This is a genomic window from Allobosea sp. 117 (genome assembly GCF_000702305.1).
GTDB lineage: Bacteria > Pseudomonadota > Alphaproteobacteria > Rhizobiales > Xanthobacteraceae > Ancylobacter.
In genome coordinates this window covers 305,214-327,398 of record NZ_JNLC01000014.1, presented here as the reverse complement: position 1 = coordinate 327,398, position 22,185 = coordinate 305,214, and the positions used below count along the sequence as shown (strand labels likewise).

Here is a 22,185-nt window from a genome sequence, read left to right as displayed (position 1 = left end):
CGCCGCCTCACGGCAGCTTGTCGAAGCCTTCGCCGAAGCCCTTGAGGCTGAGCGGGATGCCGATGCCCTCTTCCGGCGTCTGGAAGATGATGAAGGTGGCGCTCTGGCCGGTGCGGAACTGGTTGACCAGCTTGTCGTCCATCACCACCTCGGCGACGCAGCCATTCGGCACGCAGCGCACGAATCCGGCGCGGCCGACGTCGGTCTGGTCGATCTTCAGCCCGAGGCCGGAGGGCAGCAGCACGCCGAGCGGGGCGAGCACGCGCAGCAGCCGATTCTGGTGGTCGGCGGTGCGCAGCACGATGACGGTGAGGCCGACATTCGGCCGGTCGTCGGCCTGCACGCTCTGCAGTAGCACGCACTGCTCGGACTGGGCGCCGGGAGGGGTGTCGCACCGAATCTGCCACTCGCCGTGCACCGAGCGCACGACGCCCTGCGCCTGCGCGCCGCTGCCGGCGGCGAACAGGCAGACCAGACCGAAAGCCGCCGTTGCGAGAAGGCGGAACGAGGCGAACCCGCGCATGGGCTGTCTCCCAGGGAAGGTGGCATCAGGCAGGCTGTGCATCGGGGGCCGCTACAGCCGAATCGTCGCCGCTGTATCCTTGCCGCCCCCTTGGGACAAGGGCGTACAGGGCGCGCGGGCATTGTCAAGAATGCGGCAGGCCTGATGCCCTTCCGCAAGTGGAATGGTTCCAGGCACCCGACGTCTTGTCGCAGAGGGAAGCCTCCTTGCCTCGTTGCTCGGGGTGCCATTTTGTGTTTGATGAAGATCAACTGCCGCCTGCCCGGCGGGGGATGTCGCATGGCAGACGCCATGTCGGCGCCGGGCTGCGGAGACGTTCGAGGGAGTGACGATCGCGATGCAGTCGTGGGTCAGCAGCGCCATGCGCGCCGGCGCGGATATCATCGGTCGGCGTGCCGCAGGCATCGCAACCGGCCTTGCCCTTCTGGCTGCCAGCGCCGGGGGCGCGCTCGCCGGCACCGGGCAGCCGTCGCCGTGGCAGATCAATCTTCAGGGCGCCGCCTCTCCGGTGATGGAGAGCATCCACTCCTTCCACTTCTTCCTGCTGGTCATCATCGTCGCGGTGGTGCTGCTGGTGCTGGCGCTGCTCGTGGTCTGCGTCGTGCGGTTCAACGAGAAGGCCAATCCGGTGCCCTCCAAGACCACGCACAACACCTTGATCGAGGTGCTGTGGACGGTGGTGCCGGTGCTCATCCTGGTGGCGATCGCGATTCCCTCCTTCCGGCTGCTGTTCCTGCAGCTCGACCTGCCGAAGGCGGACCTGACGGTGAAGATCACCGGGCACCAGTGGTACTGGTCCTACGAATATCCGGACAACGGCCCGTTCGGCTTCGACAGCCTGATGCTCGCCGACGGCGAGCTGAAGCCGGGCCAGCCGCGCCTTCTGGCGGTCGACAACGAGGTGGTGGTGCCGATCGGCAAGAACGTCCGCATCCAGGTGACCTCGGCTGACGTGATCCATTCCTTCGCCCTGCCGTCCTTCGGCGTGAAGATCGACGCCCTGCCGGGCCGCCTGAACGAGAGCTGGTTCCAGGCCACCCAGGAAGGCGTCTTCTACGGCCAGTGTTCCGAGCTGTGCGGCAAGGACCACGCCTTCATGCCGATCGCGATCCGCGTGGTCAGCGAGCAGGCCTTCTCCGCCTGGCTCGACGAGGCGAAGAAGAAGTTCGCCTCGGCCGACACGCCGGCCGTCGCGGTCGCGGAGAACGGGACGCAGCCGGCGGCGCCGGCGTCCGCCACGCGCTGATCGGCGCCGGCGAGCAGATTTGAGTTCTATGCGCGTGCGAGCGCGCGAATGAGGGACGGTTCAATGGCTACACATGCCGCTCACGCGAACCCGACGGGTTGGAAGCGCTGGGTCTATTCGACCAACAATAAAGACATCGGCGTGATGTACCTGATCTTCTCCATCGTGGCGGGGATCGTGGGTGGCGTTCTCTCCATCGGCATCCGCGCCGAGCTGCAGGAGCCGGGTCTGCAGATCTTCTCCGATCCGCAGACCTTCAACGTCTTCACCACCGGCCACGGCCTCATCATGGTGTTCTTCATGGTGATGCCCTCGACCTTCGGCGGCTTCGGCAACTATTTCGTGCCGCTGATGATCGGCGCCCCGGACACCGCCTTCCCGCGCATCAACAACGTCGCCTTCTGGCTGCTGCCGCCAGCCTTCGGCCTCGCCATCCTGTCGCTCTTCGTCGAGGGCGCCGCCGGCTCCAACGGCTTCGGCGGCGGCTGGACCATCTATCCGCCGCTCTCCTCGAAGCTCGGCCATCCCGGCCCGGCGATGGATCTGCTGATCCTGTCGCTGCACCTCGCCGGCATCTCGTCGATCCTCGGTGCGATCAACCTGATCACCACCATCCTGAACATGCGCGCCCCGGGCATGACGCTGCACAAGATGCCGCTCTTCGCCTGGTCGATCCTGGTCACCGCCTTCCTGCTGCTGCTGTCGCTCCCGGTCCTCGCGGGCGCCATCACCATGCTGCTGACCGACCGCAACTTCGGCACGACCTTCTTCGACCCGGCCGGCGGCGGTGACCCGATCCTGTTCCAGCACCTGTTCTGGTTCTTCGGTCACCCCGAGGTGTACATCATGATCCTGCCGGGCTTCGGCATGGTCAGCCACATCATCTCGACCTTCTCGAAGAAGCCGATCTTCGGCTATCTCGGCATGGCCTATGCCATGGTCGCCATCGGCGTCGTCGGCTTCGTGGTGTGGGCGCACCACATGTACACGGTTGGCCTGTCGACCTCGACCCAGGCCTATTTCGTGGCGGCGACGATGATCATCGCCATCCCGACCGGCATCAAGATCTTCTCCTGGATCGCGACCATGTGGGGCGGCTCGATCTCGTTCCGCACCCCGATGCTGTGGGCGATCGGCTTCGTGTTCCTGTTCACCGTCGGCGGCGTGACCGGCGTGGTGCTCTCGAACGCCGGCGTCGACCGCTCGCTGCACGACACCTATTACGTCGTCGCGCACTTCCACTACGTGCTGTCGCTGGGCGCCGTGTTCTCGATCTTCGCCGGCTGGTACTACTGGGCCCCGAAGATGTTCGGCTACATGTACAGCGAGACCATCGGCAAGCTGCACTTCTGGCTCACCTTCATCGGCGTGAACCTGGTGTTCTTCCCGCAGCACTTCCTCGGCCTCGCCGGCATGCCGCGCCGCTACGCGGACTATCCGGACGCCTTCGCCCACTGGAACTTCATCTCCTCGATCGGCTCCTACATCTCGGGCTTCGCGGTGCTGGTGTTCCTGTTCGGCGTGTGGCGCATGTTCGCGGCCAAGGTGCCGGCCGGCAACAATCCGTGGGGCGCCGGTGCGACGACGCTGGAATGGACGCTGTCCTCGCCGCCGCCCTTCCACCACTTCGACGTGCTGCCGCGGATCAAGTGAAACCGCGGCGCACCGCCGGACAATTCGCCGGCGCGGCACGTCCGCGCCGGCCGCATGAAGGAGGACGCGGCCACGCCGCACCGGACGCCCGCGACGCGGGCAGTTCCCGGGGCAGGGCCGCACCGGAGCGCAGCATGAGTGACGTCGCCTCGCGCGAGTATGAAGTGACCGGAACCGAAGCCCGCGCCGGCGAGATCGCCTCGCTCGCCTCGGTCTCGGACTATGTCGCGCTGCTGAAGCCGCGCGTGATGTCGCTCGTCGTCTTCACCGCGCTGGTCGGCATCGTGCGCGCGCCGGGCGACGTGCACCCGGTCATCGCCTTCACCGCGCTGCTGTGCATCGCCATCGGCGCCGGCGCCTCGGGCGCGCTCAACATGTGGTGGGACGCCGACATCGACGCGCTGATGACCCGCACCCGCGGGCGCCCGGTGCCCGCCGGCCGCGTCGCGCCGGGCGAGGCGCTGGCCTTCGGCCTCACCCTGGCGGTCGGCTCGGTGCTGGTGCTCGGCCTTCTGGTCAACGAGCTCTCGGCGGCGCTGCTCGCCTTCACCATCTTCTTCTACGCCGTCGTCTACACGATGTGGCTGAAGCGCACGACGCCGCAGAACATCGTCATCGGCGGCGCCGCCGGCGCCTTCCCGCCGATGGTCGGCTGGGCCGCCGCTTCGGGCGGCATCGGGCTTGAGAGCGTCATCCTCTTCCTGATCATCTTCTTCTGGACGCCGCCGCACTTCTGGGCGCTGGCGCTCTACAAGACCGGCGACTACGCCCGCGCCGGCGTGCCGATGCTCCCGGTCGTCTCCGGCGCCGCCGAGACCCGCCGGCAGATCCTCATCTACACGCTGGTGCTGACCCCGCTCGGCGTCGTGCCCTATGCGCTCGGCATGGCCGGCCTCGCCTATGGCGTGGTCTCGATCGCCTCGGGCGCCATCATGCTGGCGCTGGCGGTCGAGGTCTATCGCCGCCGCGAGGGCGCGGCGGCCGACGCCGCCGCCAAGCGGCTCTTTGCGTTCTCGATTCTCTATCTCTTCCTGCTCTTCGCCGTGCTCCTCGTGGATGCGGTGAGGGGGCCGGCCTGGCTCGGATTCTGAGCATCATGCCGGCGAGGGTGACGATCATGGCTGACGACAAGAACAAGAAGACGGACGGCGCCGACGGCGTGGTGTTGACCGAGGAACAGAAGCGCCGCCGGCGCGCGCGTTCGCTCGCCATCGCGCTCGTCCTCGGGGCGCTGTGCGTGCTGTTCTACGTCGTCACCATCGTCAAGCTCGGCCCCGGCGTGCTGAACCGACCCCTGTGAGATGCGCGAGATGACCGCTCCCGTCGAACCGACCGATCGTCAGAGGCGCCGCGAGAGCGCGCTGGCGCGCCGCCACGTGGTAGTCGCCGCGGTCTGCGTCGCCTTCGTCGCCGGCATGGTCGGTGCCGCCTATGCCGCCGTGCCGCTCTACCAGATGTTCTGCCAGATCACCGGCTTCGGCGGCGCGACCCGGGTCGCCACCGCGGCGCCGGAGACGCAGCTTGACCGCATCGTCGAGGTCCGCTTCGACACCAATGTCGCCCCGGGCCTGCCCTGGACCTTCGAGCCGGAGATGCGCGCCATGAATGTGCGCCTCGGCGAGACGGCGCTGGTGCATTTCAAGGTCAAGAGCCGCGCCTCCGTGCCGACCACGGCGGCGGCGACCTACAACGTCGCCCCGGCGCTCTCGGGACCCTATTTCGGCAAGATGCAGTGCTTCTGCTTCACCGACCAGACGCTGCAGCCGGGCGAGGAGCTCGAGATGCCGGTGGTCTTCTTCGTCGATCCGGCGCTCGCCGAGGATACCCAGCTCGCGACGCTGAAATCCATAACGCTGTCCTACACCTTCTTCCCCAAGGCGACGCCGGTCGCGAGCGGGAAGACGGAGCCCGCCAAGGCGCCCTTGTGAGCGCCGGGCGGGAAGGACGAACCAGGTGATTGCGGCCGTCGGGGCGGCCAGCTAGAGAAAGACGAACGGAGAGCGCGACCCATGGCCGAGGCCCACGCCAAGCACCACGACTACCACGTTGTCGATCCGAGCCCGTGGCCGTTCGTCATATCCATCTTCGCTTTCGTGCTCGCCATCGGCACCGTGTTCTGGATGCACGGCCAGCTCACCTCGCTGGTCGCCATCGCCGGCTTCCTCGGCGTGCTCTACACCATGATCGTCTGGTGGCGGGACATCATCCGCGAGGGCGAGTATGGCGGCTACCATACCCGCGTGGTGCAGTTCAGCCTGCGCTACGGCATGATCCTGTTCATCGCCTCCGAGGTGATGTTCTTCGTCGCCTGGTTCTGGGCCTTCTTCGACGCCGCGCTCTTTGCCGGCGAGGCCATCAACTTCACGCGCGACGAGTTCACCGGCGGCCACTGGCCCCCGAAGGGCATCGAGACCTTCAACCCGTGGCACCTGCCGCTGCTCAACACGCTGATCCTGCTGACCTCCGGCACCACGCTGACCTGGGCGCACCATGCCCTCGTGCATGGCGACCGCCAGAGCGCCAAATGGGGCCTGTGGCTGACCGTGGCGCTCGGCGTGCTGTTCTCGATGTGCCAGGCCTATGAATATGCCCACGCCTCCTTCTCCTTCTCGGGCAACATCTACGGCGCCACCTTCTTCATGGCGACCGGCTTCCACGGCTTCCACGTCATCGTCGGCACCATCTTCCTCGCGGTGTGCCTGGGCCGGCTCTACGCCGGGCACTTCACCCCGACGCATCACTTCGGCTTCGAGGCTGCCGCCTGGTACTGGCACTTCGTCGACGTGGTGTGGCTGTTCCTCTTCACCTTCATCTATGTCTGGGGCGGCGGAGTGCCGGCCGCCCACTGACGATAGTCCTGCCTGATGCGCGACGGGGCGGCCAAAGGCCGCCCCGTTTGCATTTGAACGGCGCGCGCCGCGGAGTAGAACAGCCCGATGGATCTCGAACCCTTTCGCACCGGCGTCTCGCCCTATACGGCCGGGCTCACCTGCCGCTGCCCACGCTGCGGCCGCGGCCGGCTCTTCAAGGGCTTCGTCGAGGTGGCCCCGGCCTGCGACCGATGCGGCCTCGACTACGGCTTCGCCGATTCCGGCGACGGGCCGGTGGTGTTCATCATCCTGCTGGCCGGCTCGCTGGTGGTCGGCCTCGCCTTGTGGGTCGAGATCGCCTGGGCGCCGCCTTTGTGGGTGCATGCGCTGCTGTGGACGCCGCTGGTGCTGATCGCGACCCTCGGCCTGCTGCGCCCGCTCAAGGCGACGCTGATCGCCCTGCAATACGCCAAGAGCGCCCAGCCGGGGCGCCTCGACAAAGGTGATGCGTGAGCGAGCGCCGTCGCGCCCTGAGATCGCTGATCCTTCCCGGCATTCTCGCCCTCGCCGGGCTGGCGATGCTGGTCGGGCTCGGCGTCTGGCAGCTCGAAAGGCTCGCCTGGAAGCAGGACCTGATCGCCAAGGTCGGCGAACGCGTCCATCAGGCGCCGGTCCCGGTGCCCGCCGAGACCGGCTGGGACGAGGTCACCTTCGACAAGGACGAGTATCGCCACGTCCAGGTCACCGGCTCGTTCCGGCATGACCTCGAGGTGCAGGTCTACGCCGTGATCGAGGCGGGCGCGGGCTACTGGGTGATCACGCCGCTGGTCACCGCGGACGGGGCGACGATTCTCGTCAATCGCGGCTTCGTCCCGCTCGATAGGCGCGCGCCGGCGAGCCGGCCGGAGGGGCAGGCCGAGGGCGTCGTCACCGTCACCGGTCTCCTGCGCATGCCGGAGGAGGAGGGGCTCTTCACCCCGGAGAACGACCCGGCGAAGGATAGCTGGTTCACCCGCGATCCGGTCGCCATCGCCGCCGCCAAGGGCATATTGCGTGTCGCGCCCTTCCTGGTCGATGCCGACGCGACGGCCAATCCCGGCGGCCTGCCGCAGGGCGGAGCGACGCCGGTGACCTTCCCCAACCGGCATCTTGAATATGCGCTCACCTGGTTCGGGCTCGCCGCGACGCTGCTCGGCGTGTTCGTCGCCTTCGTCGTCACCCGTCTGCGCGCGCGCCGCTGAGCGCCGGGGCGCCGCCGACCGCCGGGAGGCCTGACGCCTTGCCTAGCGGCGGCGCGCCCACTAGAGCATGTTCCACTCCCGAAGTCGGGACGCCCGTCCGCCGGAACATGCCGGTAATGGGCCTTCCGGTCTTCCGCCTTTTCGAAGGAGGCGCTGCATTGCGCTATGTTTCGACCCGGGGCGAGGCGCCCGTGCTCGCCTTTTCCGATGCGCTGCTCGCCGGCCTCGCGCGTGACGGCGGCCTCTATGTGCCCGAGGCGTTTCCCGCGCTTCAGCCGCAGGAGATCGCCCGCCTCGCCGGCCATTCCTATGCCGAGGTCGCGCACAAGGTCATCGCGCCCTTCACTGACGCCGCGGTGCCGGCGGATGTGCTGCGCCCGATGCTGGAGGCCGCCTATGCGGGCTTCCGCCACCCGGCGGTGACACCGCTCATCCAGATCGCCCCGAACCGCTTCGTGCTGGAGCTGTTCCACGGCCCGACGCTCGCCTTCAAGGACGTCGCCATGCAGCTCCTGGGCCGCATGATGGACCACGTGCTGGCCGAGCGCGGCCAGCGCGCGACCATCGTCGGCGCGACCTCGGGCGATACCGGGAGCGCCGCCATCGAGGCGTTCCGCGGCAGCGCGCGCACCGATGTGTTCATCCTCTATCCGGCCGGCCGGGTCTCCGAGGTGCAGCGCCGCCAGATGACGACGGTGCCGGACGCCAATGTCCACGCCATCGCGGTGGAGGGCACCTTCGATGACTGCCAGGCGCATGTGAAGGCGATGTTCAACCATCACGCCTTCCGCGACCGGCTCGCGCTGGCCGGCGTGAACTCCATCAACTGGGCGCGCATCGTCGCGCAGGTGGTCTACTACTTCGTCGCCGGCGTGGCACTCGGCGCGCCGCACCGCAAGCTCTCCTTCGTGGTGCCGACCGGCAATTTCGGCGACATCTTCGCGGGCTATGTCGCCAAGCGCATGGGCCTGCCGGTCGACCGGCTGGTGATCGCGACCAATGTGAACGACATCCTCGCCCGCACGCTGGCCACCGGCCGCTACGAGGTGACCGGCGTGGTGCCGTCCTCCTCGCCCTCCATGGACATCCAGGTCTCGTCCAATTTCGAGCGCCTGCTGTTCGACGCGCTCGACCGCGACGCCGGTGCGCTGCGCGGGCTGATGGCGAGCCTGTCGCAGTCCGGCGCCTTCTCGCCGCCCAACGGAGCGCTTGACGCGATCCGCGCCGAGTTCGACGCCGCCCGCACCGACGAGGCGGAGACCGCCGCGACCATCGCCCGCGTGCAGCGCGAGGCCGGCTATCTGCTCGATCCGCATAGCGCGGTGGCGGTCTCGGTGGCCGAGCGGGTGAAGCACGATCCGCACGTGCCGCAGGTGGTGCTGGCGACCGCCCATCCCGCCAAGTTCCCGGACGCGGTGGAGCGCGCCTGCGGCGAGCGCCCGGCGCTGCCCCCGCACCTCGCCGACCTGCTGGAACGGCCGGAGCGCACGCCGACCCTGCCGAACGACCTCGCCGCCATCGAGGCCTATGTCGAGGCGCATGCCCGCGCGGCCTCGGAGACCGCTTCATGAGCACCACCAAGCCCGATATCGAGATCACCACGCTTCCCAACGGCGTCACCGTCATCACCGACCCGATGCCGCATCTCGCCACTGCCTCGCTTGGCGTGTGGGTCGGCGCCGGCGCGCGCGATGAGGCGGCGGACGAGCACGGCATCTCGCACCTGCTGGAGCACATGGCGTTCAAGGGCACGCGCCGGCGCAGCGCCCGCGCCATCGCCGAGGAGATCGAGGCGGTCGGCGGCGACATCAACGCGGCGACCAGCGTCGAGCACACCGCCTATCACGCGCGGGTGCTGGGCGAGGACGTGCCGCTCGCCCTCGACGTGCTGGCCGACATCCTCACCGAGCCGGCCTTCGACCCCGAGGAACTGACGCGCGAGCACAATGTGATCGTGCAAGAGATCGGCGCCGCGCTCGACACGCCGGACGACCTCGTCTTCGACCTGTTCCAGGAGCGGGCTTTCCCCGGGCAGGCGATCGGCCGCTCGATCCTCGGCACGCCGGAGACGGTGCGCTCCTTCGACGCCGGGCGTCTGCGCGCCTATCTCGACCGCAACTATCGTGGGCCCCGCGCCATCGTCGCCGCCGCCGGCGCGGTGGAGCACGCGCAGGTCGTCGCGGAGGCGGAAAGGCGCCTCGCCGGCTTCCCGGCCACTGGCAAGCCGGCTCCGGCCGAGGGCCGCTATGAAGGCGGCGTGAAGGTCGGCGGCGGGCGCGACCTCGAGCAGGCGCATCTGCTGCTGGGCCTTGAGGGCATCTCCTATCGCGACCCCGCCATCCACGCGCTGCAGGTCTTCACCAACGCGCTCGGCGGGGGCATGTCCTCGCGCCTGTTCCAGGAGGTGAGGGAGGCGCGCGGCCTGTGCTACGCGGTCTATTCCTTCCACTGGGCCTACGGCGACACCGGCCTGTTCGGCGTCTATGCCGGCACCGACGCGCAGGACGTCACCGAGCTGCTCGACGTGGTGGTCGACCAGATCGGCGAGACCATCGAGACCCTGAGCGAGGCGGAGCTCTCCCGCTCCAAGGCGCAGGCCAAGGTCGGGCTGCTGGCGGCGCTGGAGAATTCCGGCGCGCGTGCCGACCAGCTCGCCCGGCAGATGCTCGCCTTCGGCCGGCCGATCCCGCTGGAGGAGATCGTCGCCAAGCTCGACGCCGTGACGCTGGAGGATGCACGTGCTGCCGGCCGTGCGCTGCTCGGGCGCGGCCGACCCACTTTTGTGGCGCTCGGCCCCGGCAAGGCACTTGAATCGGCCTCGCGCATCGCGGAACGTTTGGAAAAGAAGGCGGCGTAATTCTACGCCGCTGCGACTGGCGCACATGGCACTGTTCCGCAGCGTCTCCTGGTCGGACCCGCCACCCCTGATCGAGGGGAACGGCGTCGTCCTGCGCGTACCGCAGATGTCGGACTTCGCCGCCTGGGCGTCGCTGCGCGAGCAGAGCCGCGAGTTCCTGGCGCCCTGGGAGCCGCTCTGGCCGCCCTATGACCTCACGCGCGGCGCCTTCCGCCGCCGGGTGCGCCGCTACGCCAAGGACATCGGCGAGGACCAGGCCTATCCCTTTCTCGTCTTCCGGTCCGCCGATCGCGCCCTGCTCGGCGGGGTGACGCTCTCCAACGTCCGGCGCGGCGTCGCGCAGACCGCGAGCCTCGGCTACTGGATGGGCGCGCCCCATGCCGGCAAGGGCCATATGACCGCCGCGGTCACCGCGCTGCTGCCTTTCGCACACGGCACGCTGGGACTGAGGCGCATCGAGGCGGCCTGCCTGCCGAGCAACACGCCCTCCATCCGCCTGCTGTGCCGGGTCGGCTTCCGGCGCGAGGGCTATGGCCGCGAATTCCTCTGCATCAACGGCGTCTGGCAGGATCACCTGCTGTTCGCGCGGCTTGGCAGCGATCCAGTGGCGCCGGCTGGCGAGACGGCGGCCGTGCAACGCTTGCCAGTCCAGATGATGTGAAGTTTCTCAATCTAGAATAAATAAAAATAGAGATCCGTCGATCTGCGTATTATCGCTTCACGCTATCGGCATATTTGGATTTCCCGATTGACGACCGTGCGGAATAGCGCGAGAAGAGAAGTGGAAGGCTCTTTTTAGAATAATTCTAATGAGCTAAGCACTTCGGTTCCGCCACCCGATGATCGTCTGCTCCTGCAATGTGCTTTCCGACCGTCAGGTCCGCGAGGCGGTCGCCGAGCCCGGCGTCAATCTGCGCACGGCCGGGCAGGTCTATCGCTGCCTCGGCTGCAGCCCGCAATGCGGCCGCTGCGCCCGCACCATCCGCAAGCTGATCGACGACATCAACGGCTCCGCCTGCAGCGCCTGTCCGCTGGAATGCCCGGTGACGGCCCATGCCAATGGCGGGCATTCCCATGCGCATCCGCATTCCAACGCGCATCAGCACGCCCACGAGTCCGCTCTGCCGCTCGCCGCGGAGTGAGGCGGTCCGTTTCCCCACAACCGTTTTTGCCGCCGGAGCCTCGCTTCGCCTTGCGAGAAAATTGGAACTATTCTAAAAAACTGCGAACCGCACTCGAACGGAGATCGCAGCCATGAAGGGCGACGCAAAGGTCATCGAATATCTCAACAGGGGCGTGCGCTCCGAGCTCACCGCGATCAACCAGTATTGGCTGCATTTCCGCATGCTGGACAACTGGGGCTACAAGAAGCTGGCCGCCAAGTGGCGCGCCGAGTCGATCGAGGAGATGCACCACGCCGACCGCTTCATCGACCGCATCCTGTTCCTCGACGGCTTCCCGAACCTGCAGGTGCTCGACCCGCTGCGCATCGGCCAGGACGTGAAGGAGGTCATCGAATGCGACCTCGCCGCCGAGCTCGAGGCGCGCGCGCTCTACCAGGAGGCCGCTACCTATTGCGAGACGGTGCAGGACTATCCGAGTCGCGACCTGTTCAAGGCGCTGATGGCGGACGAGGAAGGCCATATCGACTTTCTCGAGACCCAGCTCGATCTCATCTCCAAGCTCGGCCTCCAACTCTACGCCCAGCACCATATCGGCGATCTCGACGACTGATCGCGAAAAGCCGGCACGATGCGGAAAGGCGGCCTGCGGGCCGCCTTTTTCATTGGCGTTGTCGCCCTATAATTGAATTGGAATATTTCCAAGATATTGCAATGACATACCTTTTTATTGACCCAGCGGAAGGCGCATACTAGCTGCATCCTGCACTCGGCGGACCGCCGATCCGACATCCGCGGCACGTGCCGCCCGAAAGCAGGAGAGCTCAGATGGCCCGCAACCAAGCCGCCATCCCCGGTGCGCGGCGTCTCGCCCGCCTCGCCGCCGGCCTCATTCTCGCGGCCGGCTTCGCCCCGCTGGCGGCAGGCGCCGAGGAGGTGGTGAACATCTACACCACCCGCGAGCCGGGCCTCGCCAAGCCGCTCTTCGAGGGCTTCACCAAGGCGACCGGCATCAAGGTCAACAGCGTGTTCGTGAAGGACGGCCTCGTCGAGCGCGTGAAGACCGAGGGCGCATCCTCGCCGGCCGACGTGCTGATGACCGTCGATATCGGCAACCTGCTCGACGTGGTCGACGGCGGCATCACCCAGCCGGTGAAGTCCGAGGTGCTGGACAAGGCGGTCCCCGCCAATCTGCGCGGCGCCGACGGCTCCTGGTACGCGCTCTCCGCGCGCGCCCGCGTCGCCTATGTCTCCAAGGACCGCGTGAAGGATACCGCGCTCACCTATGAGGGCCTCGCCGACCCGAAGTGGAAGGGCAAGATCTGCATCCGCTCCGGCAAGCATCCCTACAACACGGCGCTGATCGCCGCCTATATCGTCCATCACGGCGAGGCCAAGGCCGAGGAATGGCTGAAGGGGGTGAAGGCGAACCTTGCTCGCAAGCCGGCTGGCGGCGACCGCGAGAACGCCCGCGACATCCTCGGCGGCATCTGCGACGTCGGCATCGGCAACTCCTACTATGTGGGGCTGATGCGCTCCGGCAAGGGCGGCCCCGAGCAGGAGAAGTGGGCCGAGGCGATCAACGTCGTGCTGCCGACCTTCGAGAAGGGCGGCACCTCGATCAACATCTCCGGCGCGGCGGTCGCCAAGAACGCGCCGAACAAGGCGAATGCCGTGAAGCTGCTCGAATATCTCGTCTCGGCGGAGGCCCAGGACCTCTATGCCAAGGGCAATTACGAGTATCCGGTGGTGGCCGAGGCGCCGGTCGATCCGATCATCGCCTCCTTCGGCCCGCTGAAGGTCGACAATGTCGACCTCGTCGCGGTGGCCAAGGCGCGCAAGCAGGCGGCCGATCTGGTCGACAAGGTCGGCTTCGACAACTGACTCCGCCGCGCGGCTGAAACCGCCGCCAGCCACGCCGTCCCGCCGGGCCTCCGGTGGGGCGGCTTGTCTATTGAACGCCCGGGACGCCGTCTTGGTGGACGCATCGATCGAACGGGGCGCGGCGTCTTCCCGCTTGCAGCCCACGGCAGGAATGGGGAAGGGGCGCGCCGGCCTGCGCTTCGCCGCGCTCGCCGTGGTCGTGCTCGTGCTGGCGCCGGTCGCCGCCCTGCTGCCCATCGCGGCGCAGGGCTCCGGCGACCTGTGGTCCCACCTTGCTGCCAACGTCCTGCCGCACGCGCTGACCCAGACGGCGCTGCTGGTCGCCGGTGTCGGCGTGCTCGTCGCGGTCATCGGCACCGGCACGGCGTGGCTGGTCGCGGTGTGCCGCTTTCCCGGCCGCGGCCTGTTCGAATGGGCGCTGCTGCTGCCGCTCGCCGTGCCGACCTATATCCAGGCCTATGTCTATCTCGACGCCGTGCATCCGCTCGGGCCGATCCCGACGGCCCTGCGCGCGGCGCTCGGCATGAGCAATCCCCGCGACCTGCCGCTGCCCGAGGTGCGCTCGCTCTGGGGCTGCATCGTGCTGCTCGGGCTGGTGCTCTACCCTTACGTCTACCTCACCGCACGCTCCGCCTTCCTGGTGCAGACCGCCTCGGCGCTCGATGCCGCGCGCACGCTGGGCTGGGGACCGTTCGGCACCTTCGTCCGCATCGCGCTGCCGCTCGCCCGCCCGGCCATCGCGGTCGGCATGACGCTGGCGCTGATGGAGACGGTGAACGACATCGGCGCCTCCGAATTCCTCGGGGTGCAGACGCTCACCTTGTCCATCTACTCGACCTGGCTGAACCGATCGAGCCTGCCCGGTGCCGCCCAGATCGCCCTCTTTATTCTCCTCATCATACTCGGCCTCGTCGCCCTGGAACGCTGGGGCCGCCGGCATATCTCGGTGGCGAATGTCGGCTCGCGGGCACGTCCGCCCCTGCGCCGTGACCTCGGTCCGCTTGCCGCGACGCTCGCCGCGCTCGCCTGCCTCATCCCCGTCACGCTCGGATTCCTGCTGCCGGCCGGGCACCTGCTCCATACCGCCTATGCCCGCTGGCGGTTCAGCGGCATCAGCGCCGATCTCTGGACCGAGGCCGTCAACACCGCGCTGTTCGCGGGCCTCGGGACGCTCGTCGCGCTCACCCTCGGCTTCATTGTGATCGTCGCGGTACGCCTCGGCGCGCTGACGTCCCATCTGCCGCTCCGCCTCGCCGGCATCGGCTATGCGGTGCCCGGAACGGTGCTGGCGGTGGGGCTGCTGGTGCCGCTCGCCGCCTTCGACAATCTCGTCGACGCCGCTGCGCGCCAGTTCGCCGGCGTCTCGACGGGCCTGCTCGTCTCGGGCTCCGGCGCCGCGCTCGTGCTCGCCTATGCGATCCGCTTCCTGGCGATCCCGGTCGGCGGGCTGGAGGCAGGCTACGGCAAGATCCATGCGAGCCTCGACATGGCGGCGCGCAGCCTCGGCGAGCGGGCCGGCGGCGTCGTGCGGCGCATACACCTGCCGCTGCTGCGTCCGGCGTTCGGCGCCGCGGCACTGCTGGTCTTCGTCGACTGCATGAAGGAGCTGCCGGCGACGCTGATGCTGCGCCCGCTCAACTTCGAGACGCTGGCCACCCATGTCTATGGCGAGGCCGCGCGCGGCACCTATGAGGACGGCGCCATCGCCGCCCTGTTCATCGTTCTCGTCGGGCTGGCGCCGGTGATCCTGCTCGCCCGGCTGTCACGCCCGCGCGAGGATCAGGAGGCGAGCTCGGGCCGGTCGCGGTAGAGCTCCAGCGCCTCCGGATTGGCCAGCGCCTCGGTGTTCTTCACCGGCCGCCCATGCACCACGTCGCGCACCGCGAGCTCGGTGATCTTGCCCGAGCGCGTGCGCGGAATGTCGTGCACCTGCACGATCTTCGCCGGCACGTGGCGGGGCGAGGCGCCGGTGCGGATCTGCGTGCGGATGCGCTTCTCCAGATCGGCGTCGAGGATCGCGCCCTCCTTCAGCCGCACGAACAGCACGACGCGCACGTCGTTGTCCCAGTCCTGGCCGATGGCGATGGATTCGACGATCTCCGGCACCTGCTCGGCCTGCGCATAGATCTCGGCGGTGCCGATGCGCACGCCCTGCGGGTTCAGCGTCGCGTCCGAGCGGCCGTGGATGATCAGGCCGCCATGCGCCGTCCATTCGGCGAAGTCGCCGTGGCACCACACATTCGGGAAGCGGTCGAAATAGGCGGCTCGGTACTTCGCGCCGTCCGGGTCGTTCCAGAACATCACCGGCATGCAGGGGAATGCGTGGGTGCAGACCAACTCGCCCCGCTCGCCGCGCACTGGCTGGCCGTCGTCCGACCAGACGTCGACCGCCATGCCGAGCCCGGCGGCCTGGATCTCGCCCTTATAGACCGGTGCCGTCGGGTCGCCGAGCACGAAGCAGGAGACGATGTCCGTGCCGCCGGAGATCGAGGCGAGGTGCAGGTCCGGCTTGATCGCCTCATAGACGTAGGAAAAGCTCTCCGGCGCCAGCGGCGAGCCGGTCGAGGTCAGCGCCTTCAGCTTGCCGAGGTCGTGCGTCTCGCATGGCCGGACGCCCTCCTTGCGCAGCGAGTCGATGTACTTCGCCGAGGTGCCGAACAGGGCGAAACCCTCCTTCTCGGCATAGTCAAACAGCACTTCCGGCGTCGGCGCGAAGGGCGAGCCGTCAAACAGGCACAGCGTCAGGTCGCTGGCGAGGCCCGAGACCAGCCAGTTCCACATCATCCAGCCGCAGGTGGTGAAGTAGAACAGCCGGTCGCCCGGCGAGAGGTCGCAGTGCAGCCGGTGCTCCTTGATGTGCTGGAGCAGCGTGCCGCCGGCCCCGTGCACGATGCATTTCGGCACGCCCGTGGTGCCGGAGGAGAACAGGATGAACAGCGGGTGGTTGAAGCCGAGCCGCTCGAAGGCGAGCGGCGCCGGCGCGAAGGGCGCGAGGCAGCCGTCGAGGTCGACGCCGTTCGGCAGGCGGGCCGCCACCTCCGCCGCCTCGCCGAGATAGGGCACGATGACGGTCTGCGTGACGCTGGAAAGATGCGGCACCACGGCGCCGAGCTTGTCGCCGATTGGCACCCGCTTGCCGGAGTACCAGTAGCCGTCGCAGGCGAAATAGACCTTCGGCTCGATCTGGCCGAAGCGGTCGAAAATGCCGCGCTCGCCGAAATCGGGGGAGCAGGAGGAGAAGATCGCACCCAGCGAGGCCGTCGCCAGCATGATGGCAATGGTCTCGGGCATGTTCGGCATGGTCGCCGCCACCCGGTCGCCGACGCCGACGCCGGCGGCCCTGAGCGCCTGCTGGAGGCGCGAGACGAGCGCGGCGAGCTCGCCGAAGGAGAGGCGCCGCTCGACCTTGTCCTCGCCGCGGAACACCAGCACGGTCGCCTCGGGATCGCGCGGGCGCAGCAGGTTCTCGGCGTAGTTCAGCCGCGCCTCCGGGAAGAACAGCGCGCCCGGCATCAGATTGCCGTCGATCAGCGGGATGGCGCCGCGTTCGCCGATGACGTCGCCCAGCTTCCAGATTTCCGTCCAGAACGCGGCCGGATGCGCGACCGACCAGGCGTGCAGGTCGCGATAGTTCCTGAGGCGGGTTCCGTGCTGCTCGTTGACCGTGTTGATGAAGCGCGTCAGCTCGCTGCGCGCCACTCGTTCCGCGCTCGGCGTCCACAGCGGCAGATCGGTCGTTTCGGCCATTCCTCGCATCCCCCGGCTTTATCCTCGCACCGTCGCGGCGGTGCGAAATCATGCGCCGGATTCATAGCCTCGTCTCTCATCCCTGTCAGGCCATCAAACAGACACAGACGCGAATGATGGTGCAGCCGATCCCGGCGGTACTGAATGGCCGCATAGCGTCGCGGGGACGCGTGGCGGCTTTGACCGGACTATGTCGCGAGGGTGTCTGCGGCGGTGTTTCCCCTCGCGGCCGCATGGTTCTATTGACACCTCATGAAACGACTCGTCCCGATTCTCCTTCTGCCCGTCCTTCTCGCGCTGGCCGCCGCCGTCGCCGCGCCCAAGCTCGCCTCGGAGGAGCGCCTGCGCGCCGAGGTGGCGGACGTGCTGAAGCGCGAGACGGGACAGGCGCCGAATCCGGGCGGCCGCGTCGGTTTCTCCGTGCTGCCCTGGCCGGCGATCACCGTCGAGGACATCGAGTTCGACCTGCCCGGCACCGCCTCCCTGACTATTCCGAGCGCGCGGCTGGTGCTCGAGATCATGCCGCTGCTGACCGGGCGGGTGCGCGCCGCGCGGATCGACCTCGACCAGCCGGTGCTGGCCTTCGCCGACGGCGCCTCGGATCACTTCGACAACGTCGCCGGCCTCATAGGTGCGCTGGCCGCCGGCACCGGGTCGATCACCCTGAAGGTCGACGACGGCGCGGTGGTCGCCCGCCGGGCCGACGCCCGCCTCGATGTGCTGACGGACAAGATCGACGGCACCTTCATATGGCGCGGCGGCCGCGACGTCTCCGCCGACGGCGATGCGATGTGGCGCGGCGAGGAGGTCGATTTCTCCTTCGACCTGTCGCAGCTCGCCGTCCTCGCCAAGGGCGGCAGCGGCCCGACGCGCCTTTCCCTCAGCGCCGCGCCCTTCGCCCTGACCTTCGAAGGAACCGCGAGCTTCGCCGGCGGCCCGATCGCCGAGGGCGATCTCCAGCTCTCCTCGCCGAAGCTGCGGCAGATGCTGGAGCTCGTCGACGTTGCCGCGCCGACGGCTGAGGGCTTCGGCGCCTTCGCCCTGCGCGCGCAGGCGCGGCTTTCGCCCGCCGCCGCCGCTCTCAGCGGCGCGCGGATCGACCTCGACGGCAACAGCAGCGAGGGCGGCGTGACGGTGCGCATCGAGAAAGGGCGCGCCGTGGTGCAGGGCAGCTTCGCCTCCGGCACGCTCGATCTGTCGCCCTATGGCCGTCTCTCCATGTCCGAGGCGAACGGCCGCGAGTGGAGCCGCGAGCCGATCAACGTCGCTCGCCTCGGCGCCGCCGATCTCGACCTGCGCCTCTCGGCTGCGCGCGTGCGCGCCGGCGACACGCGGGTGGACGGCGTGGCGGCCAGTGCCTTCCTGAAGGGCGGGCGGCTGGCGCTCACCATCGGCGAGGCGCAGGCGTGGAACGGCAGCTTCCGCGCCTCGGCCAACATCGCCGCGACGCCGGACGGCCGTGGCGCCGAGATGCGCATGGACCTCGCCGGCGATGACGTCGACCTCGCCGCCTCGCTCGGCGACCTGTTCCGCCTCCAGCGTCTGGAGGGCACAGGCACCTTCCGCATGACCTTCGGCGGCACCGGCGACAGCATCTCGGCGATCATCGACCGGCTGAACGGCAATGTGACGCTCGACGCCGGGCAAGGGGGGATCGTCGGCATCGACGTCGCGCGCGTGCTCTCACGGCTGGAGCGCCGGCCGCTCTCCGGCGGCGGCAGCCTGCGCGGCGGGCGCACCGATTTCGACCGGCTGCAGGCCAAGGCGACCATCCAGCAGGGGGTTGCCCGCGTCGAGCAGTTCGCGGTCGGCAGCCCGACCGTGCGCATCGCGGTCACCGGGACGGTGTCCCTCGCCGGTCGCGATCTCGATCTTCAGGGCACCGCCGGGCTGATCCATGCGGCGGCGTCGGGCTCCGAGCCGGCGAGCTTCGATCTGCCCTTCGTCATCCAGGGGCCGTGGGACAGCCCGTTCCTGCTGCCCGACCCGCAGGCGATGATCCGCCGCTCCGGCGCCGCCCGTCCGCTGCTCGACGGCACCGCCAGCATCGGCGTCGCCGTCCCGGCACCGTGATCCTGTAGATTACTCCGCCAGAACCCGCGTCGAGGGGAAGGTGATCTCGACCATCGTCCCGGCGTCCACCGCGCTGCGGATGGCGAAGGTTGCGCGGTTGGCCTCGGCGAGCGCCTTGGTGAGCGGCAGGCCGAGCCCGGTGCCGCCGGAGCCGGCGCGGCCCGAGGTGGCGAGCTGGCGGAACGGCTCCATCGCGGTCGCGATGTCCGCCTCCGACATGCCGATGCCGGTGTCGCGCACGCGCAGCACCACCTCGCCGGCGTCGGTCAGCGCCGTCGACAGGATGACCTGGCCGCCGGGCTGGGTGAACTTGATCGAGTTCGACACGAGGTTCAGCACGATCTGACGGATCGAGCGTGCATCCGCCACTACCGGCGGCAGGTCGGAGGCGAGCGAGGAGCGGATGATGATGCGCTCGCGGTTCGCCTGCGGCTGCATGATACCCATGCACTGCTGCACGATCTCGTTCAGCGGGACGCTGGTGAAGGACAGGTCCAGCTTGCCGGCCTCGATCTTGGAGAGGTCGAGCAGGTCGTTGATCAGCGAGATGAGGTGGCCGCCGGAGGCGTGGATGTCGCGCAGATAGTCGCGGTAGCGCTCGTTCTCGATCGGCCCGAAACGCTCCTCCATCATCACCTCGGAGAAGCCGATGATGGCGTTGAGCGGGGTACGGATTTCGTGGCTGATCTTGGCGAGGAAGTCGGACTTGGCGAGGTTCGCGCGTTCCGCCAACCGCTTGGCCTCGGTGAGCTCCTCCTCGGCGCGCTTCCATTGCGTGATGTCGCGCAGCACGGCGCAGAACTTCGGCGAATCCTCGCCGATCCGCCCGACCGTCATGAACAGCGGGATGAGGCCGCCCTCGCGCACCCGCCCGATCACCTCGCGCCCGTCATTGAGCACGCTGGCGACGCCGTTCGAGGCGAGGCCGTCGAGATAGTCGATCGCCGCGCGGTGGCTCTCGGGCGCGAAGAGCAGCGTGAAGGATTCGCCCTGCACCTCGCTCGCCTCGAAGCCGAACAGCGCCTCGGCCGGGCGGTTCATGCTGATGACGGTGCCTTCGGCGTCGATCAGCACCACCCCGTCGGTGGCGGTGTCGAGTATGGCGCGCAGTTCGCGGGCGGTGCCCTCCGCCTCGCGCAGCGCGAGCTCCGCCTGCCGGACGCGGGCGTCGAAACGCGGCCCGACGCGGCGCAGCACATAGAGAAGCGCCGGCGTGCCGTCCCAGGGCGCCGACATGAGCCGCGCCTCGACCGGAATGGAATCGCCGCCCGCGCTCAGAATGGCGAGCGTGCGCGCGTCGTCCTCGCCGGTATCGCCGGCCGGGCCGAACAAATTGTTCATCCCGCCGGCCGCCTCGAGTGCGGCCACGTCGGCATGCCCGGTCCAGTCGAGCAGGGCGCGATTGGCGTAGAGCAGCCGGTCGTCGCGATAGACGACGACGCCGAAGGGCAGCCGGTCGAGGATCGGCCGCTCCGCATCGGCCAGCACCCGGCGGAAGCCGTCGACCGTCGCCGCCGGAGCGTCCGTCGCGGGCGCGATCTCGGCGGGGACCACATCGGGGGAGGGGACTTCGGCGAGGAGGGACTCGGCAGGTTCGGCTTCCACCGAGGCTGCCGCAGGCTGAGATTCCACCGTCGTCGTCTCGGCGACGACCGTCTCGGAGGCCGGCCGGATCGCCGGAGGCGCCTCGACTGGCGGCTCCGGCTTCGCCGCGCCCGGAGCCGGTACGGTCGCGGCCGGCAGCTCGGGCTCGTCGAACCCCTCGAGGCGGGCGCCCAGCGCGCGGGCGAGTTCGCGGAAGGCGTTGCGCTCGCCGGCCGTCAGCCCGGCCCAGGGGGTCCGTCCCGTCCCGTCCTGCGCCGCCTCGCTCCGCGCTTCGGGGCGCGTCTGCGGATCGCCATTGCCGGCCCGCAGTGGCACCACCTTCGGCGACGCCGACGGCGCTTCAGCGGCCGGGGGGAGCACCGGTGTCGGGGCCTCGCTTGCCGCAATGCCGGCAGGGGGAGTGGTTTCGGGTGGGCGCGATACCGGCTCCGCGACAGGAGCCGCGCCGGACGCCGGCTCGTCGCCGCGGGCCTCGGCGGCCACGCGTTCAAGGATCAGGCCGAAGCCGCGCATGCCTTCGCCGCGCACCGGCGCGCCACCGAGCTCGGTCCGCACCGCCTCGCCCCCGGCAGCTGGCAGGTCGGCCACCAGATGCGCGAAGCTGCGGCCCTCGCGCACCGCGCGGTCGGCTTCCGGCGCGCCGAGCGCCGCCCAGTCGCGCCCCTTCAGCTCGCCTACATCGCGCCCGAGCGCGGCGGCGAGGCGGGTGTCGACGACGCCGAGCCTGCCGTCGAGGCCGGTGCGCCAGACGAAGCGTTCCGGTCTCGGTGCGGTCGGCGCCTCCTCGGCCGGCACGGTCGCCGGCGGCTCGGGCGGAAGGTTCAGGGAGGCAGCGGGGGATGCGTCATCCGCCGGCCGGGCCGCCTCGGAGCGCGACGCCGCCGGCATGGAGGGCTGCACGGCGCCGACGGCCACCATCAGCACCGCGCGGTCGCGGTCCGCGCTGACCAGCGTGCAGGCGAAGGTGCCGGGCGCAAGCTGGCCCGGCAGCCGCAGCCGTTCCAGTCGCGGCGCACGGTCCGGGCGCAGGCCGGCGGCGATGCGCTGTACCGTGGAGGTCGTGGCGGCCGGCAGGCGCGCCACCTCGCCGAACAGGCGGCGCGCGGCCTCGCTCGCACCGACGACCCGGCCGTCCGGGCGCACGAGCAGGGCCGGAGCCGGCGCGGCGAGCGCCGCCTGCGCGGCCGCGCGCAGCGCGCCGTCCGTAGCCGAGGCGGTGGGGTCGTTGGTCGAGTGCGTCATCAGGCGCTACGAGAAACCTGCATCGGCCCGAAGCCGGAGAAGCCGGAGCGGATTGCCGGCGTCCGTGTCGGGATCGGGACGCCGTCGTCGAGAATAATGTCGGTTGCATGGCCGCGCCATTGCGCAGCCCTGCCGCCAGGGCGATCCTAGCGGCATCGGGTTAACCGCTCACGACCGGCGGGG

19 protein-coding genes are annotated in these 22,185 nt (G+C 69.2%); 16 read left to right on the top strand and 3 right to left on the bottom strand.

The features are described from left to right. Nucleotides 1-7 precede the first annotated feature (7 nt). Nucleotides 8-523, bottom strand: a complete 516-nt coding sequence (locus tag U742_RS0114705) for an invasion associated locus B family protein (RefSeq protein WP_029354313.1) — start codon at nt 521-523, stop codon at nt 8-10. 361 nt (nt 524-884) lie between these two features. On the opposite strand from U742_RS0114705, the gene coxB reads away from it, so the two are divergent. The 15 genes from coxB to U742_RS0114630 all read left to right on the top strand — a co-directional run bounded on the left by coxB (nt 885) and on the right by U742_RS0114630 (nt 15,145). Beyond that, complete coding sequence (gene coxB / locus U742_RS0114700; protein WP_038361701.1) at nt 885-1,769, top strand: cytochrome c oxidase subunit II; 885 nt, start codon at nt 885-887, stop codon at nt 1,767-1,769. Between the two features lie 63 nt (nt 1,770-1,832). Continuing rightward, nucleotides 1,833-3,422, top strand: coding sequence for a cytochrome c oxidase subunit I (gene ctaD / locus U742_RS0114695; protein ID WP_029354309.1), 1,590 nt, complete (start codon nt 1,833-1,835; stop codon nt 3,420-3,422). A gap of 134 nt (nt 3,423-3,556) precedes the next feature. After that, entirely contained in the window at nt 3,557-4,513 is a 957-nt protein-coding gene (locus tag U742_RS0114690) for a heme o synthase (protein ID WP_029354307.1), read from the top strand. A 26-nt stretch (nt 4,514-4,539) separates the two neighbouring features. Then, on the top strand, nt 4,540-4,722 hold the full coding sequence (locus U742_RS0114685) for a hypothetical protein (RefSeq protein WP_029354305.1): 183 nt from the start codon (nt 4,540-4,542) through the stop codon (nt 4,720-4,722). A gap of 10 nt (nt 4,723-4,732) precedes the next feature. Further along, a complete protein-coding gene (locus U742_RS0114680; RefSeq protein ID WP_051661213.1) occupies nt 4,733-5,350 on the top strand; it encodes a cytochrome c oxidase assembly protein in 618 nt (205 codons plus the stop codon). A gap of 81 nt (nt 5,351-5,431) precedes the next feature. Beyond that, complete coding sequence (locus U742_RS0114675; RefSeq protein ID WP_029354300.1) at nt 5,432-6,271, top strand: cytochrome c oxidase subunit 3; 840 nt, start codon at nt 5,432-5,434, stop codon at nt 6,269-6,271. Nucleotides 6,272-6,358: 87 nt separating this feature from the next. Next, the gene (locus tag U742_RS0114670) at nt 6,359-6,745 is read left to right on the top strand and encodes a DUF983 domain-containing protein (RefSeq protein WP_029354298.1); all 387 of its coding nucleotides are present in this window, start codon (nt 6,359-6,361) and stop codon (nt 6,743-6,745) included. After that, on the top strand, nt 6,742-7,473 hold the full coding sequence (locus U742_RS0114665) for an SURF1 family protein (RefSeq protein WP_029354296.1): 732 nt from the start codon (nt 6,742-6,744) through the stop codon (nt 7,471-7,473). Before U742_RS0114670 ends, U742_RS0114665 begins: the two co-directional genes overlap by 4 nt. A gap of 158 nt (nt 7,474-7,631) precedes the next feature. Then, nucleotides 7,632-9,044, top strand: a complete 1,413-nt coding sequence (thrC, locus tag U742_RS0114660) for a threonine synthase (RefSeq protein WP_029354294.1) — start codon at nt 7,632-7,634, stop codon at nt 9,042-9,044. After that, complete coding sequence (locus tag U742_RS0114655; protein WP_029354293.1) at nt 9,041-10,330, top strand: M16 family metallopeptidase; 1,290 nt, start codon at nt 9,041-9,043, stop codon at nt 10,328-10,330. Before thrC ends, U742_RS0114655 begins: the two co-directional genes overlap by 4 nt. Before the next feature lie 25 nt (nt 10,331-10,355). Beyond that, the gene (locus U742_RS0114650) at nt 10,356-10,991 is read left to right on the top strand and encodes a GNAT family N-acetyltransferase (RefSeq protein ID WP_029354291.1); all 636 of its coding nucleotides are present in this window, start codon (nt 10,356-10,358) and stop codon (nt 10,989-10,991) included. A gap of 178 nt (nt 10,992-11,169) precedes the next feature. Then, complete coding sequence (locus U742_RS0114645) at nt 11,170-11,472, top strand: (2Fe-2S)-binding protein (protein ID WP_029354289.1); 303 nt, start codon at nt 11,170-11,172, stop codon at nt 11,470-11,472. Between the two features lie 112 nt (nt 11,473-11,584). Further along, nucleotides 11,585-12,064: a bacterioferritin gene (gene bfr / locus U742_RS0114640; protein ID WP_029354287.1), complete on the top strand. Its 480-nt coding sequence runs from the start codon at nt 11,585-11,587 to the stop codon at nt 12,062-12,064. 215 nt (nt 12,065-12,279) lie between these two features. Next, complete coding sequence (locus U742_RS0114635) at nt 12,280-13,335, top strand: Fe(3+) ABC transporter substrate-binding protein (RefSeq protein WP_051661189.1); 1,056 nt, start codon at nt 12,280-12,282, stop codon at nt 13,333-13,335. 151 nt (nt 13,336-13,486) lie between these two features. Continuing rightward, nucleotides 13,487-15,145, top strand: coding sequence for an ABC transporter permease (locus U742_RS0114630; protein WP_051661188.1), 1,659 nt, complete (start codon nt 13,487-13,489; stop codon nt 15,143-15,145). Here the strand turns inward: U742_RS0114630 and U742_RS0114625 are convergent. Then, nucleotides 15,115-17,082: an acetoacetate--CoA ligase gene (locus U742_RS0114625; protein ID WP_029354281.1), complete on the bottom strand. Its 1,968-nt coding sequence runs from the start codon at nt 17,080-17,082 to the stop codon at nt 15,115-15,117. The genes U742_RS0114630 and U742_RS0114625 overlap by 31 nt on opposite strands. Before the next feature lie 252 nt (nt 17,083-17,334). Here U742_RS0114625 and U742_RS0114620 point away from each other — a divergent pair, with 252 nt between their 5' ends. Further along, the gene (locus U742_RS0114620) at nt 17,335-19,155 is read left to right on the top strand and encodes an AsmA family protein (RefSeq protein WP_029354279.1); all 1,821 of its coding nucleotides are present in this window, start codon (nt 17,335-17,337) and stop codon (nt 19,153-19,155) included. Between the two features lie 9 nt (nt 19,156-19,164). Here U742_RS0114620 and U742_RS0114615 read toward each other — a convergent pair whose 3' ends face one another. Beyond that, nucleotides 19,165-22,002 carry an ATP-binding protein gene (locus U742_RS0114615; protein WP_029354276.1) on the bottom strand — a complete coding sequence of 946 codons (2,838 nt, stop codon included), beginning with the start codon at nt 22,000-22,002 and terminating at the stop codon, nt 19,165-19,167. Between the last annotated feature and the right edge of the window lie 183 nt (nt 22,003-22,185).

Bases quoted from the DNA above. Each gene is read 5' to 3' on its own strand.
- U742_RS0114705 (WP_029354313.1), bottom strand. From the start codon at position 523: ATGCGCGGGTTCGCCTCGTTCCGCCTTCTCGCAACGGCGGCTTTCGGT.
- coxB (WP_038361701.1), top strand. From the start codon at position 885: ATGCGCGCCGGCGCGGATATCATCGGTCGGCGTGCCGCAGGCATCGCA.
- ctaD (WP_029354309.1), top strand. From the start codon at position 1,833: ATGGCTACACATGCCGCTCACGCGAACCCGACGGGTTGGAAGCGCTGG.
- U742_RS0114690 (WP_029354307.1), top strand. From the start codon at position 3,557: ATGAGTGACGTCGCCTCGCGCGAGTATGAAGTGACCGGAACCGAAGCC.
- U742_RS0114685 (WP_029354305.1), top strand. From the start codon at position 4,540: ATGGCTGACGACAAGAACAAGAAGACGGACGGCGCCGACGGCGTGGTG.
- U742_RS0114680 (WP_051661213.1), top strand. From the start codon at position 4,733: ATGACCGCTCCCGTCGAACCGACCGATCGTCAGAGGCGCCGCGAGAGC.
- U742_RS0114675 (WP_029354300.1), top strand. From the start codon at position 5,432: ATGGCCGAGGCCCACGCCAAGCACCACGACTACCACGTTGTCGATCCG.
- U742_RS0114670 (WP_029354298.1), top strand. From the start codon at position 6,359: ATGGATCTCGAACCCTTTCGCACCGGCGTCTCGCCCTATACGGCCGGG.
- U742_RS0114655 (WP_029354293.1), top strand. From the start codon at position 9,041: ATGAGCACCACCAAGCCCGATATCGAGATCACCACGCTTCCCAACGGC.
- U742_RS0114650 (WP_029354291.1), top strand. From the start codon at position 10,356: ATGGCACTGTTCCGCAGCGTCTCCTGGTCGGACCCGCCACCCCTGATC.
- U742_RS0114645 (WP_029354289.1), top strand. From the start codon at position 11,170: ATGATCGTCTGCTCCTGCAATGTGCTTTCCGACCGTCAGGTCCGCGAG.
- bfr (WP_029354287.1), top strand. From the start codon at position 11,585: ATGAAGGGCGACGCAAAGGTCATCGAATATCTCAACAGGGGCGTGCGC.
- U742_RS0114635 (WP_051661189.1), top strand. From the start codon at position 12,280: ATGGCCCGCAACCAAGCCGCCATCCCCGGTGCGCGGCGTCTCGCCCGC.
- U742_RS0114630 (WP_051661188.1), top strand. From the start codon at position 13,487: ATGGGGAAGGGGCGCGCCGGCCTGCGCTTCGCCGCGCTCGCCGTGGTC.
- U742_RS0114625 (WP_029354281.1), bottom strand. From the start codon at position 17,082: ATGGCCGAAACGACCGATCTGCCGCTGTGGACGCCGAGCGCGGAACGA.
- U742_RS0114620 (WP_029354279.1), top strand. From the start codon at position 17,335: ATGAAACGACTCGTCCCGATTCTCCTTCTGCCCGTCCTTCTCGCGCTG.
- U742_RS0114615 (WP_029354276.1), bottom strand. From the start codon at position 22,002: ATGACGCACTCGACCAACGACCCCACCGCCTCGGCTACGGACGGCGCG.